Annotated in this window: 14 protein-coding genes; 6 read left to right on the top strand and 8 right to left on the bottom strand. The window is 64.9% G+C overall.

Annotated elements, in window-relative coordinates:
• Positions 1-22: 22 nt before the first annotated feature.
• The 5 genes from IRI77_RS12475 to IRI77_RS12455 form a co-directional block, all read right to left on the bottom strand.
• Positions 23-1,543, bottom strand: coding sequence for a di-heme oxidoredictase family protein (locus IRI77_RS12475; protein ID WP_194452379.1), 1,521 nt, complete (start codon positions 1,541-1,543; stop codon positions 23-25).
• Positions 1,544-1,645: 102 nt separating this feature from the next.
• On the bottom strand, positions 1,646-2,296 hold the full coding sequence (locus tag IRI77_RS12470; RefSeq protein ID WP_194452378.1) for a response regulator transcription factor: 651 nt from the start codon (positions 2,294-2,296) through the stop codon (positions 1,646-1,648).
• 50 nt (positions 2,297-2,346) lie between these two features.
• Positions 2,347-5,388, bottom strand: coding sequence for a sensor histidine kinase (locus tag IRI77_RS12465; RefSeq protein WP_194452377.1), 3,042 nt, complete (start codon positions 5,386-5,388; stop codon positions 2,347-2,349).
• 153 nt (positions 5,389-5,541) lie between these two features.
• The gene (locus IRI77_RS12460) at positions 5,542-5,868 is read right to left on the bottom strand and encodes an RNA recognition motif domain-containing protein (protein WP_194452376.1); all 327 of its coding nucleotides are present in this window, start codon (positions 5,866-5,868) and stop codon (positions 5,542-5,544) included.
• 198 nt (positions 5,869-6,066) lie between these two features.
• A complete protein-coding gene (locus IRI77_RS12455) occupies positions 6,067-7,170 on the bottom strand; it encodes a glycoside hydrolase family 130 protein (RefSeq protein ID WP_194452375.1) in 1,104 nt (367 codons plus the stop codon).
• A 126-nt stretch (positions 7,171-7,296) separates the two neighbouring features.
• On the opposite strand from IRI77_RS12455, the gene IRI77_RS12450 reads away from it, so the two are divergent.
• The 3 genes from IRI77_RS12450 (at position 7,297) to IRI77_RS12440 (ending at position 9,395) form a co-directional block, all read left to right on the top strand.
• The gene (locus IRI77_RS12450) at positions 7,297-7,506 is read left to right on the top strand and encodes a hypothetical protein (protein ID WP_194452374.1); all 210 of its coding nucleotides are present in this window, start codon (positions 7,297-7,299) and stop codon (positions 7,504-7,506) included.
• A 183-nt stretch (positions 7,507-7,689) separates the two neighbouring features.
• Complete coding sequence (locus tag IRI77_RS12445) at positions 7,690-8,091, top strand: YciI family protein (RefSeq protein WP_194452373.1); 402 nt, start codon at positions 7,690-7,692, stop codon at positions 8,089-8,091.
• Positions 8,091-9,395, top strand: a complete 1,305-nt coding sequence (locus IRI77_RS12440) for an RNA polymerase sigma factor (RefSeq protein ID WP_194452372.1) — start codon at positions 8,091-8,093, stop codon at positions 9,393-9,395. Before IRI77_RS12445 ends, IRI77_RS12440 begins: the two co-directional genes overlap by 1 nt.
• Here IRI77_RS12440 and IRI77_RS12435 read toward each other — a convergent pair.
• The 3 genes from IRI77_RS12435 to IRI77_RS38350 form a co-directional block, all read right to left on the bottom strand.
• Positions 9,378-11,993, bottom strand: a complete 2,616-nt coding sequence (locus IRI77_RS12435; RefSeq protein WP_194452371.1) for a glycoside hydrolase family 2 TIM barrel-domain containing protein — start codon at positions 11,991-11,993, stop codon at positions 9,378-9,380. The genes IRI77_RS12440 and IRI77_RS12435 overlap by 18 nt on opposite strands.
• A 146-nt stretch (positions 11,994-12,139) precedes the next feature.
• Positions 12,140-12,409: a PilZ domain-containing protein gene (locus IRI77_RS12430; protein ID WP_194452370.1), complete on the bottom strand. Its 270-nt coding sequence runs from the start codon at positions 12,407-12,409 to the stop codon at positions 12,140-12,142.
• On the bottom strand, positions 12,399-13,382 hold the full coding sequence (locus tag IRI77_RS38350; protein ID WP_194452369.1) for a sigma-54 interaction domain-containing protein: 984 nt from the start codon (positions 13,380-13,382) through the stop codon (positions 12,399-12,401). The genes IRI77_RS12430 and IRI77_RS38350 overlap by 11 nt, the downstream gene beginning before the upstream one ends.
• Before the next feature lie 197 nt (positions 13,383-13,579).
• On the opposite strand from IRI77_RS38350, the gene IRI77_RS12420 reads away from it, so the two are divergent.
• Genes IRI77_RS12420 through IRI77_RS12410 form a run of 3 tightly spaced genes read left to right on the top strand, consistent with a single transcriptional unit; the run spans position 13,580 to position 16,832 of the window.
• Positions 13,580-14,443 carry an ABC transporter permease subunit gene (locus IRI77_RS12420; RefSeq protein WP_194452368.1) on the top strand — a complete coding sequence of 288 codons (864 nt, stop codon included), beginning with the start codon at positions 13,580-13,582 and terminating at the stop codon, positions 14,441-14,443.
• Positions 14,440-15,243 carry an ABC transporter permease gene (locus IRI77_RS12415; RefSeq protein ID WP_194452367.1) on the top strand — a complete coding sequence of 268 codons (804 nt, stop codon included), beginning with the start codon at positions 14,440-14,442 and terminating at the stop codon, positions 15,241-15,243. Before IRI77_RS12420 ends, IRI77_RS12415 begins: the two co-directional genes overlap by 4 nt.
• Positions 15,240-16,832 carry an ABC transporter substrate-binding protein gene (locus tag IRI77_RS12410; protein WP_194452366.1) on the top strand — a complete coding sequence of 531 codons (1,593 nt, stop codon included), beginning with the start codon at positions 15,240-15,242 and terminating at the stop codon, positions 16,830-16,832. The genes IRI77_RS12415 and IRI77_RS12410 overlap by 4 nt, the downstream gene beginning before the upstream one ends.
• The last annotated feature ends 5 nt before the right edge of the window (positions 16,833-16,837 follow it).

Genomic DNA, 16,837 nt, shown 5'->3' with positions numbered 1-16,837 from the left:
GCTCGCATTCCTCCGCCGGACCCTATAGGGAGCGCAGGAAGTCGAGAATCGCCTGCTTGTCGCCCGGTGCCAGCGCGCTGAAGCGCTGGATCACGGCGGTTGCCTCCGAAGGCGGATAGCTGCCTCCGTCGTGCCCGTGGTCCTCGCTCTGGGCCCCGGCGTGCGCGGTGATGGCGGCCAGCAGATCGCTGGTCCGGCCGTCATGCAGGAAGAACAGGCGCTTGCCGATGCCCCACAGCGGCGTCGTGCGGAACATGTCGCCCTGGGCCAGGCCCTGGGTCACATTGTCCGCCAGGCCCGGGCCCATGTGGTGGATGAGCAGGTCGGAGTAGAGGTTGGCCGGCCGGTTCTGCAGGGCCTCGGTCTCGTGCCTCGGACCGGTCATCATGGTGGGCGTGTGGCACAGGAAGCAGCCGATGCCCGGGCTGTTGAGTCCGGTGCCGAACAGCCGCTGGCCGCGCTGGGCACTGGCCGACAGAGGGGCCGGGTCTGGCGGAGCGAGCTGCCGCATGAAGATCGCAAACTCCAGCCAGTCCGGCAGCATGTGCATCGGGTTGTTCATGCCCTGGTTCCGCGAGTCGTCCGGATCGACGCGAGTGATGTCGTTCGGCTCGTTCTTGCCGTGGCTGCACTCCGGTGTCTCGTCCGTGCTGGTGGGAAACAGGTCGTTGGTGACCCCCATCTCGACGTTATAGGCTTCCGACGCGAAGATGGTCAACGACTTGTTCTGCGCCTTCCAGCCGAAGCGGGCGATGGTGCCGTCGTTGCCACTCCGGTTCGGCATGCCGCCGATCCCCAGCGGCCCGCGCAGCGCCTTCGTGGAGGCGGAATTGCTCAGAATGGTCGCATCCTGGATCGCCTCGATCAGGCCCAGCCCGAACAACTGGAGCGGGATGCGGAACGAAAGGTTGCCGTTCCGGTATTGCGTTTCGAAATCAGGCTGAGCCAGGACCGGCGCGGTGCAGCCGGGTGCGCCCACGTCCGAACGGCCGACCACGGTGAACAACTGGTGCACACCGCCGTCCGGTGTGCCGTCCGGCCGCCTCTGGAATCGCACCTCCCTAATCGGACCGTAGCGCGTGATGAATGAGGGGACGTAGTTCTGGGCGCCCTTGCGATGCGGAATCAGGTCGAACATCGGGTTCTCCGGCTTCCTGTAGCGGTTGGGCGCGTCCTGCGGGTTGGGCACCAGGAAGCCGCCGGACCCTCCGATGGCCGGCTGCTGGTGGCATACCGAGCATTGGTCTCCATTGAACCGCGCGCCCAGGCCCGATGAGTTTGTCAGGGTCGCCAGGTTCGGATCTTCTCCGGTGTTCGACCCGAGGATGACATCGTTGCAGTTGTCGCAGACCGCTTCCAACTGAACCATGCGCGCTTTTCCCTCCACGAAAAGCGCCTGTTCGTTGGCCTGCAGCCCGGGAATGGGTCCGCCTGCGCCCGGCGGCCCGCCCCGGACACCCGAATCCTTCTGGGCCAGGCAGAGCACGGTGAACGAGAGTGCGAGCATCGCGGCAAGCCGCGAGGAGCGTAATTTGACTGACATTCGATTCCTCCCAGGTAGAAGTGAAACAGCCCTTCAGCGGTCCAGTTAACGGCAAACCGGAGGAACCGTCACCGCATGAATGGGTAGGTATCGATGCCAGGGTCAGCGCACCAGGCGATTGCGCAGGGCCTTGGACACGGCTTCTGACTTGGAATGCACCTGCAGCTTGTCGTAGATGCTGCGCATGTGGAAGCGGATGGTATTGATGCTGACGTTCAGCTCGTCCGCCGCGGTCTTGTAGTTGTGCCCTTCCACCAGCAGGGCGAGGATCCTCACCTCATGCGGCGTGAGCTGGTAGTCGGCCTTGTCCGGCGGGCGGAACTCCCGGAACAGGCTGACCACCCGGCGCGCCACCTCCGGCGACATCGGCGAGCCGCCGCCCACCGCCTCCGTCAGGCTTTCCAGCAGGCGGGCGGGCGGAGTCTTCTTCAGCAGGTAGCCGCAGGCGCCCGCGCAGAGCGCCTCGAAGATCCGCCGGTCGTCTTCATAGACGCTCAGCATCAATACGGAGAGGCCTGGGTGCAGCGCGGTCAACCGGCGGGTCCCGTCGATGCCCGACATCCCGGGCAGCCCGATGTCCACCAGCATCACCTGGGGCACTTCGCGGCTGAGTTGGGCGAGGGCTTCCTCCATGGAGCCGAACGCGCCGACGCAGCGGTAACCGGCCGTCCCATCGATAAGGGATTTCAGGCCCTCACGGATGCGCGGCTGATCCTCAATAATGCCCACTTTGAGCTCTGCGGCTTCGCCCATGGAATTGCACTGCCATTCTATCGGACAGGCCTGCCCAGGCCCCCGCTCGTTCATGCGGGATTAGCGCCGGCAGGGATGCGGAGGGTCACCCGGGTGCCTCCGGGGCCTGAGCGGATGTTGACCGTCCCTCCGGCTTCGCCCGCCCTGGCTCGCATGTTGCCCAGTCCATGGCCATCGCGGCACTGGCTGGTATCGAAGCCTCTGCCGTCATCCACAATGTCGAGCGTGAGCCAGCGGTGGTCCACCTCGAACTGGATCTGAACGGCGGAAGCGCCGGAATGCTTCAGGATGTTGTGGACCGCTTCCTTGAAAATGAGGAAGATCTGCCGCCGGAGATCGGCGCCCATGGGGAGGTCCGGCTCCGCGGCCGGAGCGTGGAACGTGAGGCGGATATTGCGTTGCGAGAGAACGTCGCTGGCGAAGCGCCTCATGCGATGGGTGAGGTCGTCCAGGTGATCCCGCTCCGGGTCGATGGCCCACACGATATCGCTCATGGAGTCGACGAGCTCGCGGGAAATGCCGGCGATGTCGGCCAGCGGTTCCACCAGGCCCGGACTGGAAGGATCCACGCGGCGGCTGGCCACCTCGCTCAGAATGGCGATCTGGGAGAGGCTGGAGCCGATGTCGTCGTGGAGGTCCGTGGCAATGCGTGTCCGAACCCGTTCGAGCTCCACCAGCCGTTTCACCTGATGGCGGTGCAGCCAGAACGCCATCCCGGCCGCGGTGCCCACCGTCAGAAGCTGAAACCACCAGCGCATCCAGAACGGGGGCAGGATTACGAACAGGATGGAGGCGGGTTGCGCGCTGGCTATTCCTTCCGACAGTAGGGCCCGCACGAGGAACCGGTAGGAGCCGGGCGGCAGGTTCGCATAGTGGACACTGCGTTGGCGCGACGGAAGACCCCACTCCGAATCGGCCCCTTCCAGCCTGTACTGGTAGCGGACCGTCTCGCCGGGCGCGAAGGCCAGGCTGGCGTACCCAATCTCCAGATCGTTCTGGTTCGAGGCGTACTCCATCCCCGCGATGCGGGTCTCACCGAGTTCAGAGGTGGGCTGCAGCACTCCGCCCACGCGCAGAAGAGTCACTACGATCCTGGGCGGCGCGGGTTGGGCCGTAGGCGCGGGCGAGAGCCGTGATAGGCCGCCGGCGGTACCGAACCAGAGTGCGCCGCTGCGATCGTGGAAGGCCGCGCGGACCTCTCCGGGCGCCAGGCCGTCGGAGCTGGTGTAGCGCTTCACTTCTCCGGTGGCGACATCCAGGCGGTCGACACCGCTTCCATTGCCGGCATAGATTCGGCCGGCCCGGTCCTCCGTCAGCGCCATGATGAGATCGCTGGAAAGGCCGTTCAAGGTCGTATAACGCCGGAACTCGGGCGGGTCCGCCTCCGGGTGGTCGAATACCATGAGTCCGTTCTGATTGGTGCCGACCCACAACCGTCCGTGCCGGTCGCGATAGAGGGCCCGCACTCCGCCGGATGGCGCGTTGTCTCCGCCGCCGAAGCGCTCAATTGTCGGGCCCCGCAACCGGGCCACCTCGGCCTGATCCCTGCCGAAGCGAAGAAGTCCCAGCCAGAGGTTGTTGGCTCCATCCTGCGCGAACAGGGCGACGCCGGACGAGCGGAGCCAGGCCAGGTTTTCGAAGCTGGGATGGAAGGCGCGGTTGCGCGCATCCCGGTTGGTGAGACCGTTGGACCGGCCTGTGGTGCTCACCCAGAGGCCGCCATCGGCGGTGGGGAAGACCGCGACCACCGGCCCCTGCCGCAGGTTCTCCCGATGTGTATTGGGTGCGGGCCCCAGTCCTGTAAGGCTCTCATAGCGGACCACGCCTTCGTTCGTAGCGATCCACCAGGCGCCATCGCGATCCTGGCCGATAGTCTGGGCCCGGGAGCCCCAGTCGAGCAGCGTGGAGTGTGGCGGCAGAGCCAGCCGGCGGGCCTGGAACCGGCGGCCGTCGAACTCGTTCAGGAAGAGTTCGGCAGTGCCCTCCCGCGCCAACACGCAGAGTCTCCCGGCTGAGTCCTCCAGGATGGCATCGACGCTGGTTCCCCGCAGGCCGTCGCTGGCTGTGAAACTGAGAAATGCCTTCCAGGTGAGCTTGGCGGCGCCGCTGCCGTCCGTGCCGATCCAGAGATTGCCCGCGGTGTCTTCCACCAGCGTCTCAACGCCGGAAGCCGGCAGTCCCTCTGCCGCCGAATAGCGTGCGAAGATCGGCTGGTTTTTGGCGCCGCCTGTCCGCATGATGCTGAGGCCCATTCGCGTGCCCACGCACATGGTGCCGTCGGCCAGTTGATAGATGACCTCCACTGAATCGGAGCTGAGGCCATCCCTTCTGCCGTAGGTCGCCTCCACCACTTTGGCTCCCGCGCCGGGGTGGCTGGCTAACCGGCTCAACCCGCCGTAGGTGCCAACCCAGATACGCCTGTCCTGATCCTGAAAGAGGGCCGTGACGGAAGTTTGCGGTAGCCCATTCTCTTCCGCGAAGCGGTCCAGGACGCCGTCAGGCTGTAACCGGTAGAGACCACTGCCGGCCCCAATCCAGAGGGAACCGGCGCGGTCCAATAGGAGACTGGAGATTACCTGATCGCCCCAGCCGCCGGCCGGCATCCCCAGGTCGACGCTCCTCCAGTGCGGTTCGGCCCGGTGGGGATCCCGTTCCAGGACAAACAGTCCGGCGTCGGTGCCGCACCAGATCTGGCCGTTGGGGCCTTCCTTGAGGGTGTTGATTTGAGCGGCCCGATCGTCGTTGCCTGGCCGGCACACGCGGAAGCGCTGGTGTTCACGCCCTTTGGGTAGGTAGTGGCAGAGGCCGCCCGCCGTGGCGATCCACAATTCTCCGTCCTTTGTCTCCAACAGGTCGTTCACCAGCCGGTGGGGTAGTCCGTCGCGTCGGCCGTAGCTGTGAAACTCATAGCCATCGAAGCGGGACAACCCTTCGCTGGTGCAGAACCAAAGGTAGCCGCGCGAGTCCCGGACGATCCGGTTGATGGAGTTGTGAGCCAGGCCGTCGGCCGCGGTGTAGATCTTGAGAGGGAGTTTCTCGGCTTGGCCAACGGTGAAGGCGACGAGCAGGAGGACAGGCAATCGCGAGCTCATGGCCCGGCGCGGCATTCCAGATAGTGTAACCGCGAGGGCGAGCGCTACAACGCTGCCGGACGAAAGATCTGGCTTTGGAGATGATCCGGCAAATGCAGAAAGGGCCAGCGCCTTGTGAGCGCCGGCCCTTCTCTCAGAACTTAGCTGTGCTGACTAGTAGCGATTGCTGCGGCCACGGCCACCGCCGCCACCGCTGTTGCCACGCCCGCCGCCGCCGCCGCCGAAGCCGCGATCTTCCTTCGGGCGAGCTTCGTTGATGGTCAGGTTACGGCCGCCTAGATCAATGCCGTTCAGGGCATCAATGGCGCGGTCGCCTTCCCCATCGTTGCTCATCTCGACGAATCCAAACCCCTTGGACCGGCCCGTGTCACGGTCGGTGACGATGCTGACGCGGTCAACGGTACCGTGCGCCTCGAACAGTGAACGGACTTCACTTTCGGTCGCGCCGAAGGTGAGGTTGCCAACAAAAATGTTTCTCATTTGATTTTCCTTGCTGAACTGGCAGGACAGCGAATCGGGGCAGGATCGGAAAGGCGGATGAACCGGACGTTGCGAAATATGCCTAAATCAGCCAGACTGTCAAACTTCACTTTTAAGCATATCACGGCTCTGCCGATCTGTTGCGAATAAGTTGAACTATTTTCATGTCAGCCGGGGGGCGTCTGAGAACGCTGACACTTAGTGGTTTGGTCCACGGCCGGCCACGGCTACGCCGACCAGCGAATCGGCGCATCCATAGTATAGGAACCACTTCTTTTTGAAGTAGACCAGGCCCTCGGCGAAGGTGGTGCCCGCGGCGTACTGCCCGCTGCGCTCGAAGGCCAGTTCCGGTTTGAAGATCGGATCGTCCAGCCGTTCCAATAGTTTTGATGGATCGTCCAGGGCGAACAGGGCCTCGCCTACCGCGTAAGTCTCCGGTGCCAGACTGGGGCTGCCTCCCTCGGGCGCATTTTTGCCGTTGTAGAGGACCACGATGCCCCTGGGCGTCCAGATGGGCGGCGGCCCCACCTCGGGGAACGAACTATCGAAGCGGCCTTCGCGTTTGGCCAGGACCGCCAGCGGTTGGCCATCCGGTCCGGCCAGCGGAGTCCAGTGCACAAGGTCGTCTGAAGTGGCGAGGCGAACGGTGCCTTCGCCCCAGTACATCCAATACTTGCCGTTGACTTTCTTCGCGATCAGCCGGCCGCCGGTGAGGCTGGTGACGATGCCGGCGGATTTGTAGGACATTTCACTGCCGAGCGCGGGGCCGTGCTTGGTCCAGTGAACGAGGTCGGTGGAGGTGGCGATGGCGGCTGCCGTCTTCTTGTGGTTCCACTGGGTGTAAGTAAGGACGTAGCGTCCGTCCCCGGCTTCGACGATCCGCGGATCCTCGACGCCGCCGTCCCATTCGCGCTCCTTCTCCCCGTCTTCTGCGGGGAAGAAGACCGGATCCGGCCAGCGTTTGAAATGGAGCCCGTCGTCGCTCTCGGCCAGGCCGAGGCGGGAGGTGTGCATGCCGATCTTCATTTCGCCGGAATCGTCCTCGGCGCGATAGAGAACAAAGACCTTACCGTTGCGCACGATGGCGGCCGGATTGAAGGTGTGGAGCGCTTCCCAATGCACGGTTTCCTTGCGCATGGGGCAAAGGAACGTCGAATCCTTGCGCGGCGAGATGACCGGATTGGCGTTCGCGGGGCGGCGGAACTGGCCGAATTGCCAGGTGCTGGTGTCCGCGGACAGCAGGAGCGCGGCCGCTACGAGGGGGAGGCCGTACTTCAGGGGACGGAAGGTGTTTTGGTGCATCAGGTTCAGCCGGGGCGCCGTGCCTCCCTCGATTGAATCACGGCTGCTCGCTCAGCGGGGCAGGGCAGAGCCAATCCGGCGGGATTTCGCTTGAATCCGGCGCCGGGCGGGGTTACTGTTTTGAACATGGTACGAGCAAATGCCGCCGAGGTGTTCTGGGATGCCAGCAAGAGTGTCTGGGTTGTTCGGATCCATGTAGGAGCAGAAGCGGTCCGGCGGACCTGCAAGGGCACCGGGCATGATGCCGATGAAACGGCGCTGCGATCGCTGGCCCACCAGACGGCCCAGGACGAGGGCTATGAACTCGAGGACAGCGCGGTGAGCATCCAGCGCTGAGCGTCCCTCCAATCCGGTGCACTGCCTGTTCCTGAGAGAGCGCACGCCTGTGGTTTGCCTGCAGCTACACGCGCCGGATTCCCGACTTTTTTTCGTGGAGATGTCGAGAAGCCGCAACCCGCTCCGACTTACGAATGAATCCGCACAACTGAGTGCGAGAATCGAGAGGAGCGGAAGCACAACATGAAATACATACTCATGATGATGATGAGCAAGGACAACATGAAGGCCGATCCCATCACCTCCTGGCCCCACGAGGACATCCAGGCGCATATCGGCTTCATGATGAACCTGAACCGGGAACTGCGCGCATCAGGAAACCTCGTCTCGGCCGAAGGGCTGGCGGGCCCGGAGCAGGCCGTCATCGTGCGCGCCGGGCAGGATGGCGCACCGGTTACGGACGGCGTGTTCCCGGAGTCGAAGGAGTTCCTGGCCGGCTACTGGATTGTCGATGTGGAGACGACCGGGCAGGCGTATGCCATCGCGGCCCGCGCATCAGCGGCGCCCGGGCCGGGTGGGATTCCCTTGAACATGCCCATCGAAGTGCGGCAGGTGATGAGCGGCCCGCCTGAAGAATTTGTGTGATGGCCGGCAGTTGGGATGACGGCGCCGAGCCTATGCTGCGCGAACTCGCGCCGCAGGTACTGGGTGCTGTCATCCGCCGCTTCCGCGACTTCGCCGCCGCCGAAGACGCGGTGCAGGAGGCGCTCATTGCGGCGGTGGTGCAGTGGCCCCGGGATGGGGTGCCGGAGAATCCGCGCGCCTGGCTGATCCAGGTGGCCGCACGGCGCATGACCGACCACCAGCGCAGCGAATCGGCTCGCAGGCGGCGCGAGACCGATGCGGCCATGCACTACGGGTATCTGGCGCCTGCTCCGGATTTCGAACCCGATTCGATGCAGGATGACACGCTGATCCTGCTGTTCATGTGCTGCCATCCCGCTTTGACGCCCTCCTCGGCGATTGCGTTGACCCTGCGCGCCGTGGGCGGCCTCACTACCGCGGAGATCGCGCGCGCCTTCCTGGTGCCGGAGGCGACCATGGCCCAGCGCATCAGCCGCGCAAAACAGAGCATCCGGTCGTCCGGCGTCCCCTTTCGCCTGCCGACCCAGCAGGAGCGGGCAGAACGGCTGCGGAGCGCGCTGCATGTGCTTTACCTCATCTTCAATGAGGGCTACACCAGCAGTGATGGGCTCGAGTTGCAGCGGTGCGAACTCTCTCTGGAGGCGATCCGGCTCACACGGGCGGTGCATTCGCTGCTGCCCGAGAATGCGGAAGTGCTGGGGCTGCTGGCGCTGATGCTGCTGACGGATGCGCGGCGGGCAGCTCGCACGGGCCCGAACGGGGAGTTGATCCCGCTGGCGGAGCAGGATCGGAGCTTGTGGGACCAGGGCCGCATTGTGGAGGGCGTCCGCCTTATTAGCACGGCCTTGCCCAAGGGAGCCGTGGGTCCCTATCAACTGCAGGCGGCCGTGGCCGCGGTGCACGACGAAGCGGTGCGCGTGGAGGATACCGACTGGCCGCAAATCCTGGCGCTGTACGAAGTGCTGCGGCGAATGTCCGACAATCCGATGGTCGAGCTCAACTACGCGGTTGCCGTGGCCATGGTGCACGGGACGGCCAGGGGACTTGCGCTGGTCGGGGCCTTGGACCAGGGCGGCCGGTTGGCGGGGCACCACCGTTTGCATGCCGTTCGCGCGCACCTGCTGGAGACGGCTGGGGAGGGTCCCGGCGCCATCGAGGAGTATCTGCTCGCCGCGGGTCGAACCACGAGCCAGCCGGAGCGAAACTACCTGCTGACCCGGGCGGCGCGGTTGAGGGATGCAGTAGCGGCGCGCGACCCGGGCCCCGCGATGCGGAGACTCCCGCGGCTAGACCACTCGGATTGAGATGGCCCCCGCGGCCAAGCCTTCGGCTTGGGCCTCGAGCTGCAGCGTGCCGGCGACTCCCTTGGACCGCAGAATCGCCAGGCATTGGCCATGGAAGGTCTTCGGGCGCGGCTTGCGGAAACTGAACGGGTCCTTGGGATTGGCTGAGCCGGCGGCGGCCAGTTCCCCAGCGCCGTTCACCGTGAAGGCAACGGGAATCACCGTGTCCGGAACGCGGAGGCCGGCGGCGTCCACGATTTCGACGGTGACAAACGACAGGTCGTTGCGATCCCGCCGGATCTCCAGCCGGTCGGCTGTGAGTTTGACCCTGGCCGGCTTGCCAGTGGTCTGGAACGCCAGTTCCGAGATGGGTTGGCCAGCTTGATACGCGATGGCCTTGAGCACACCGGGGCGGTAGGGTACATCGAATTCCGCGGTCAGTTGGGTGGCGGCGGAGACGGGTTTGCTGCCGATCTCTTCGCTGTTGAGCAGCAGCCGCACCTGGTCACCAGTGGTGTAGACGCGGACCTTTAAGGTTCTGCCTTCGGATCCAGGCCACGTCCAACTGCGCAATTCGTCCGACCAGCCCCAGGCGCTGATGCTCTCGATCTGGCCGGCGGGCACGGGCCGCTGCACGGCCATTTCTAACTTGCTGAGACCCCACAGGATGCGGCGGTAGTAGCCCTGTGGTTTGAGCTGCCCGATGAGGTCGATGTCGCCGCAGTAGCAGTTGAACCAGGGGAAGGGCAGGCTGATGTTGCCGAAGCTGGTCAAACCGGTGAAGATGTTGCCGAGTCCGCTGGGTTGCGCCGGCCGCTGGTCGGGTGGGCCGCCGCGTCCCGGCGAGGAAAGCTGGGCGTTCCCGATGGACGACTCGCCCAGGTGATCCATGCCGGTCCAGACGAAGTCACCCAGAACATAGGGGTGTTTCTCGACCAGTTGCCAGTTCTGGAAGGCATGCTGGGGGAACGACTCCGTGCCCAGGATGATGCGTTCGGGATGGCGCGCGTGGTCCTTCTCGTAGAAGCCCCACATGTAGTTGTACCCGCCGACATCCAGATGCACGAAGGCCGGATCCAGGCTTTCGCTGCCGGCAAAGGCGCCGCTGATGGCGGAGGTCACGAGCCGGGTGGGATCGAGCCGGCGGATCCGTTCCACCAGTCTCTTGGCAATCTCAACGCCGGCGGGTTCGGCGCGCTCGGGGATCTCGTTGCCGATGCTCCACAGGAAGACGCAGGGGTGGTTGCGATCGCGCAGGATCATGGCGTCGAGGTCGTGCTGCCACCACTTGTCGAAGTAAAGGTGATAGTCCTGCGGGTTCTTCTGGCGGCCCCACTGGTCGAAGGCTTCGTCCAGCACCAGCATGCCCAGGCGGTCGCAGGCGTCGAGGAAGGCGGGCGAAGGCGGATTGTGGCTGGTGCGGATGGCGTTGAAGCCGTTGGCCTTCATCAGTTCGATGCGGCGCTCCTCCGCGCGATCGATGGCGCAGGCGCCCAGCAGGCCGTTGTCGTGATGGAGGCAGCCGCCTTTGAGCTTGATCGATGCGCCGTTGAGGCGTAGTCCGTTGGCGGCGTCGATCTCGATGCGCCGGATGCCGAAGGAGGTGGTGGCGGAATCCGCCGGGGTGCCTGCTGCGACGAGGGTTGCCTCTGCGCGGTAGAGGTGCGGGGTGGCCAACGACCAGAGCTTCGGAGTGTCGAGTGTGAAGGTATGCTCGGCTAGGCCAGTTGAGCCGGGTGCGACGGAGAGCGTCACGGTCTGGGTTGCCGCCACGGTCTTGCCATCGAGTAGCTGAATGCGGACAGAGGCTTCGACGGCCGCGTTGGTGCGGTTCTCGACAAAGGCTGAGACCTTGACCGCCGCCCTTTGCGGGGAGACTTCGGGGGTCGTGACGAACAGGCTCCAGGTGGGGATGCGGACGCCTGCCGTCGTATTCAGCCAGACGTGGCGGTAGATGCCCGAGCCGGAGTACCAACGGCTGTTGCGGCCTTCGTTGCGAACGCGCACGGCGAGGATGTTGGCGCCGTTACGGCTCAGGTGCGGCGTCAGGTCGTAGGCGAAGGTGGTGTAGCCGTAGGGCTGGTTGCCGAGGAGCTGGCCATTCAGCCAGACGTCGCTGTTCATGTAGACGCCGTCAAAGACAATCTCGACCTGGCCGCCAGGCGGCAAGGCGTCGACCCGAAAGTGCTTGCGATACCAGCCGGTGCCGCCAACGAACCAGCCAGTGTCGCGGCCGCCGGCGCTGAGGTCGGTGTCGAACGGTCCCACGCGTGTGGGTAAGCCGGCGGTGCCCCACAGGACGCCTTCTCCATTGCCGTGGGCTGGGCGCGGCGGAAGATCCTCCACGCTCCAGTCGTGCGGAAGGCTCAGTGTCCGCCAGGCAGAGTCGTTGAACGCGGGCTGTTCGGCTCCGGGCGCATCGGCGCGCAGGAAGCGCCAGTCTTCGTCGAAGCCCTGATTCCGCTTTGGAGGCGCGACGGCCGTTGGCGCGGCTGCGGCTGGCGGAGTCAGGAAGGACGCGGAAAAGAGGGCTGCCGCGGCCTGCAGAGCGCTCCTCCTAGGAAATCCAGTAGGGGTCTCGCGCGATTCACGCGCTTCATCCGGCTGCTTCGGTTCCATGGACAACTCCCTGCGGATATGGTGGGCCCTGCCGGGCTCCTGGGAGTGTCAATGTTCCAAGGGGTACAGCAGTAGCCTCCTGCACATCAGAAGATCTTATTGTATGGAATAGGTGCTCCACCGGCAATTGCGAAGTGGAGAGCGAACTAGAGCAGCAGGCAGCCGCTGACCAGCCGGCCTTCCAGGATGTGGGTCCAGATCACGCGAGCGCGTTGTGTGGCGCCGTCCCGCCGCAGGCTGACTTCCAGACCGGGGACTACCTGCCGGCTCGCATGCGAGATGCGGAAGCCCTGCTCGCTGGTCTCCTGCAGTTGGGCTTCCACTATGGTGGGCAGCGGGTCCTCAAAGAGGATCTCCACTGGCCCGGAGGCCGGGAAGCGCGGTGAACTTCTGCGGTTCGCGATGTCAGCCGGCATGTGAGCCCACCCTCACCAAGGCGTTGCGTTCCACGCACAACCCGTAGGACTTGATGCGGCGCTGCAAGGTTCTGCGCGAGATGCCCAAGGTCTTGGCCGCCAATTGCTGATGGCCGCCCGTCTTCTCGAGTACCTGGGCGATCACGTCGCGCTCAGCCTCGCCCAGCATGGACAGGTTCACCAGGCTCGCCGAGAACCCGTCCTGCTGAAACTCCTCGGGGAGGTCGTCGACGGTGATCTCACCGCCCTGTGCGAAGACGGCGGCGCGGATCATGACGTTGCGCAATTCGCGGATGTTGCCCGGCCATTCGTAGCCTTCCAGGGCAAGGGCTGCTCCGCGGGAGATGCCGAGGCCGGCTCTCTGCGTCTGGATGAAATGCGCAGCCAGGGGGAGGATGTCCTCGCGCCGTTCCCGGAGGGGCGGGACGGAGAGGCGGATCTGCGAGAGCCGGTGGTAGAGATCCAGGCGGAACCGGCCCTGGCCGGCCGCGGCTTTCAGGTCCTGGTTGGTTGCCGTCACGAGGCGGACATCCACATTCACCTTCTTCACGCCGCCGAGCCGGTAGTAGGGCGCGCCGTCGAGGATCCGTAGCAGTTTCACCTGGACACGCGGGTCGAGGTCCCCGATTTCGTCCAGGAAGAGAGTGCCCTCGTGGGCGATTTCAAACAGGCCGGCCTTGGAGGCTTCGGCGCCACTGAAGGCTCCGCGCTCGTAGCCGAAGAGCTCGCTTTCCACCAGGTGCTCCGGCAGGGCCGTACAGTTGATATCCACCCAGGACTTCGACCTGCGCTGGGAGTGGTGGTGGATGGCCCGGGCGATGACTTCCTTGCCGCTGCCGCTTTCGCCCGTGATGAGGACAACCGCGTTGGTGGCGGCCACCTGCTCAGCCTGTTTCAGCAGGGCGCGAATGCGTGGGCTGGCGAACACAACGTCCAAGCCGAGGTACGCGCGTCTGTCGCATTCGACGTTCATGGCATTTGAGACCGCGTGACTGCGTGCGGGAATCTCTCCTCTATGGTCAAGTATTGAGAAATCGAGGTTCACCAGCCATAGGAGCATCGCACTAGGTGTTGGCGGGAAAAGACCGTCGAAATGAGGAGATTACCCTAGGGCATCTCACTCTGGGTGTAGACGGCGCCCACAACCGCCGATGACTCTATCAGGCTCAGATGAAGATAGTTGGCACACAGCTTGTGCGCATGCTGGTTCTGGTGTTGCTGGCCGCTTTCGGCTCCGCCGTCCTGGTAAGGTTTTCGCCGGGCGCGTTGGTGGACGAGCGCGAGCTGGATCCGCGCCTGAGTGCCTCCACTTTGGCGGCGATGCGGGCGCAGCGCGAGGCGGAGAACAGCCTGGGCAATGGGTTTTTCCGATATCTTTGGAGCGCGTTGCATGGCGATTTGGGGAAGTCCCAAGCGAACAATGCGCCCATCGCGGGCCTCCTGAAGTCCAATGCCGCAGCCACGCTGAAACGCGTAGGCGCTGGCCTGGCCGGGGCGTGGCTGTTCGGGCTCGCACTGGCGATCCCAGTGGCTGCCTTTCGACGAGCGTGGGTGCTTGATACCGCCACCGCTCTGTTCGCGGGCTTTTTGCTGAGCCTGCCGGCCGGGGTGTTGGCTTTGCTGTGCCTGACGTTCGGGGCTCCGGTGGAGATCGTGCTCCTGCTCGTGTTGACGCCGCGCATCTTCCGCTATTCGCGCAACGTGCTGGCGCAGGCCTACGGGGCTCCGTGCATTGATATGGCCCGGGCGCGCGGCATCGGCGAGTGGCGGATCCTCTCCGCCTATGTATTTACCGGCGCCGCTCCGCAGTTGTTCGCGCTGCTGGCCACGTCGTTGAGCCTGGCGATCGGCTCGATCATTCCCATCGAAGCGATCTGCGATGCGGCCGGGTTGGGACGGCTCGCCTGGCAGGCGGCCACCGCCCGGGACCTGCCGCTGCTGCTGAACCTGACCATGCTGATCGCGCTGGCGACCACGGCCGCCATGACCTTCGCGGAGTTGATTGCGCGCCGTCCGATGGAGGCCGCGCAATGAAGGCCGCACGGATCCTGGCCCTCTTCCTGCTTGGCCTGGTGGCCGTATCGGCCCTGCTACCTAGATTGTGGACGACCGCCGATTACGCCACGCAGATGCGCGAGAATCCGGATTCACCGCCGTCGCGCCAGGCTCCTCTGGGCACCGATTCGCTGGGACGCGATCGCCTGGCTCGGCTGCTCTACGGAACCCGGGTCTCGCTGGCACTGGCTCCGGCCGCCGCGCTGCTGTCGTGCATCCTGGCCGCGTTGATTGGCGGAATTGCCGGACTGGCCGGCGGATGGACCGAGCGCCTGGTGCTGGGCGCGGTGGACCTCTTCCTTTCGCTGCCCTGGCTGTTGCTGCTGCTGATGGTGCGCGCTTGCCTGCCGCTGAACGTGTCTCCGCTGGCGTCCATGGCCATCACTTTTCTGATCCTGGGGCTGCTGGGCTGGCCCTCGTCGGCGCGCGTCGTGCGGGCCGCCGTCACCCGGCTGCGCGAGGCGGACTTCATCCTGCAGGCGCGGGCCTCGGGCTGCACACCGTGGCGGCTGGTTTCCCGGCATCTGGTGCCGAATGTGATGCCGGTCCTGCTTGCCCAGTTCTGGACCTCAGTGCCCTTGTTCATCCTGGCCGAGGCCACACTTGGAATGCTTGGTCTGGGCGTATCCGAGCCGCTGCCGTCCTGGGGCGGAATCCTGCGTGAGCTCCAAAGCGGAGACCTGCGGTCTCAACCCTGGATCGCCACGCCGGTGCTGCTGCTGGCCCTGGTGATTGGCGGATTTCAACTTGTGATGCCCAGGGAGGATTACTCCGTATGATGCGTCTGCTCACACTGACTCTCCTGTTAGTTCTTAGCCTGTCCGCGGCCGAGTTGCGCTTTGCGCTCCACAGCGAGCCCAAGCAGTTGGACCCGCTGCTTGTGGCCGATGACTCCGCGGAGGCGATCCGCTATCTCACCGAGGGCGTGCTGATTCGCGTCAACCGGCTCACGCAGAAGCCGGAGGGAGAGCTCGCGGTTTCGTGGCAGGTGACGAATGGCGGCAAGCGCGTGGTGTTCACGCTGCGGCGAGGAGTGAAGTTTCCCGATGGGTCCAGTTTCACGGCCAAGGATGTTGCGGCGACGTTCCAGAAGCTTTTTGACCCCGCGCTGCACTCGCCGCTGGCGGACACGTTCAAGACGGACAAGGGCGAGGTCCGGGTGAGCGCCCAGGACGACTACACGGTGGTGGCCGACTTTCCAGCGTCGGCCGGCGCGTTTGAACGGCTGTTCGACCAGGTGCCGATCCTTTCCGCCTCGGCGAAACAGCGGCCGGCTCCGGGCCTGGGTCCGTTTGTCATCGCGGAGAATTCTCCGGGCGCTCATCTGCTGCTGAAGCGGAACCCGGCGTACTGGAAGCGGCAGGCGGACGGCAAGCCGCTGCCGGTGCTCGACGGCATCCGGATCGAGTTCCAGCAGAACCGGGATCTGGAATTGCTGCGGTTTCGCCGCGGAGAGCTGCACCTCATTGACTCACTGACGCCGGATCTCTATGAGCGCCTGGCGAAAGAGGCGGCTGGACAGGCGATCGATGCCGGCCCCACGACGGATGTCGAGTTCCTGTGGTTCAACATGGCTCCGCAGTCGCCGCTGCCGGCCTACAAGAAGGCATGGTTTCAATCGCAAGCTTTCCGGCGGGCCGTCTCGGAGGCGATCTCGCGGGCTGATATGAGCCGTGTGGTTTATCGCGGGCATGCCAGCCTGTCGGCGGGCTATGTCTCTCCGGCCAACAAGCAGTGGTTCAACGCCCGCCTGGCTCCGCATCGCTTTGATGCCGGGGCTGCCGCGAAACGGCTGGCGCAGGGTGGGTTCGTTCTCAAGGGAGCTGTCCTGCAGGATGCGGGCGGCCATCCGGTGGAGTTTTCGCTGATCACGAACGCGGGCAGCAAGACGCGAGAGCCGATGGCGGCGATGATCCAGCAGGACCTGGGCAAGATTGGGATCAAGGTGAATATCGTGACGCTGGACTTCCCCTCGCTGATCCAGCGCATTACCCGCACTCTGGATTACGAGACCTGCCTGTTGGGGTTCGTGAACATCGACATCGACCCCAACGGAATCATGAATATCCTGCTGAGTTCGGCGGCCAACCATCCCTGGAATCCCTCGCAGAAGACACCCGCGACTCCCTGGGAAGCGGAGGTGGACAAGCTGATGCTGGCGCAGGCCGCGAGCAGTGATATAGCGGCCCGGAAGAAGAGCTTCGACCGCGTGCAGGAGATCCTGCTGGAGCAGTCTCCGGCTGTGTTCCTGCTGCATCCGAACTCGCTCTCGGCGGTCTCGAGCCAGGTGCGTGGCGCCAAGCCTGTCCCGTTCTATCCCCGTACTTTCTGGGATGCCGAGCGTCTGACGTTGGTCCAGGGCAAATGAACCCA

The sequence above is a fragment of the Paludibaculum fermentans genome (genome assembly GCF_015277775.1).
Lineage (GTDB): Bacteria > Acidobacteriota > Terriglobia > Bryobacterales > Bryobacteraceae > Paludibaculum > Paludibaculum fermentans.
This window is presented reverse-complemented; position numbering and strand designations above follow the sequence as displayed.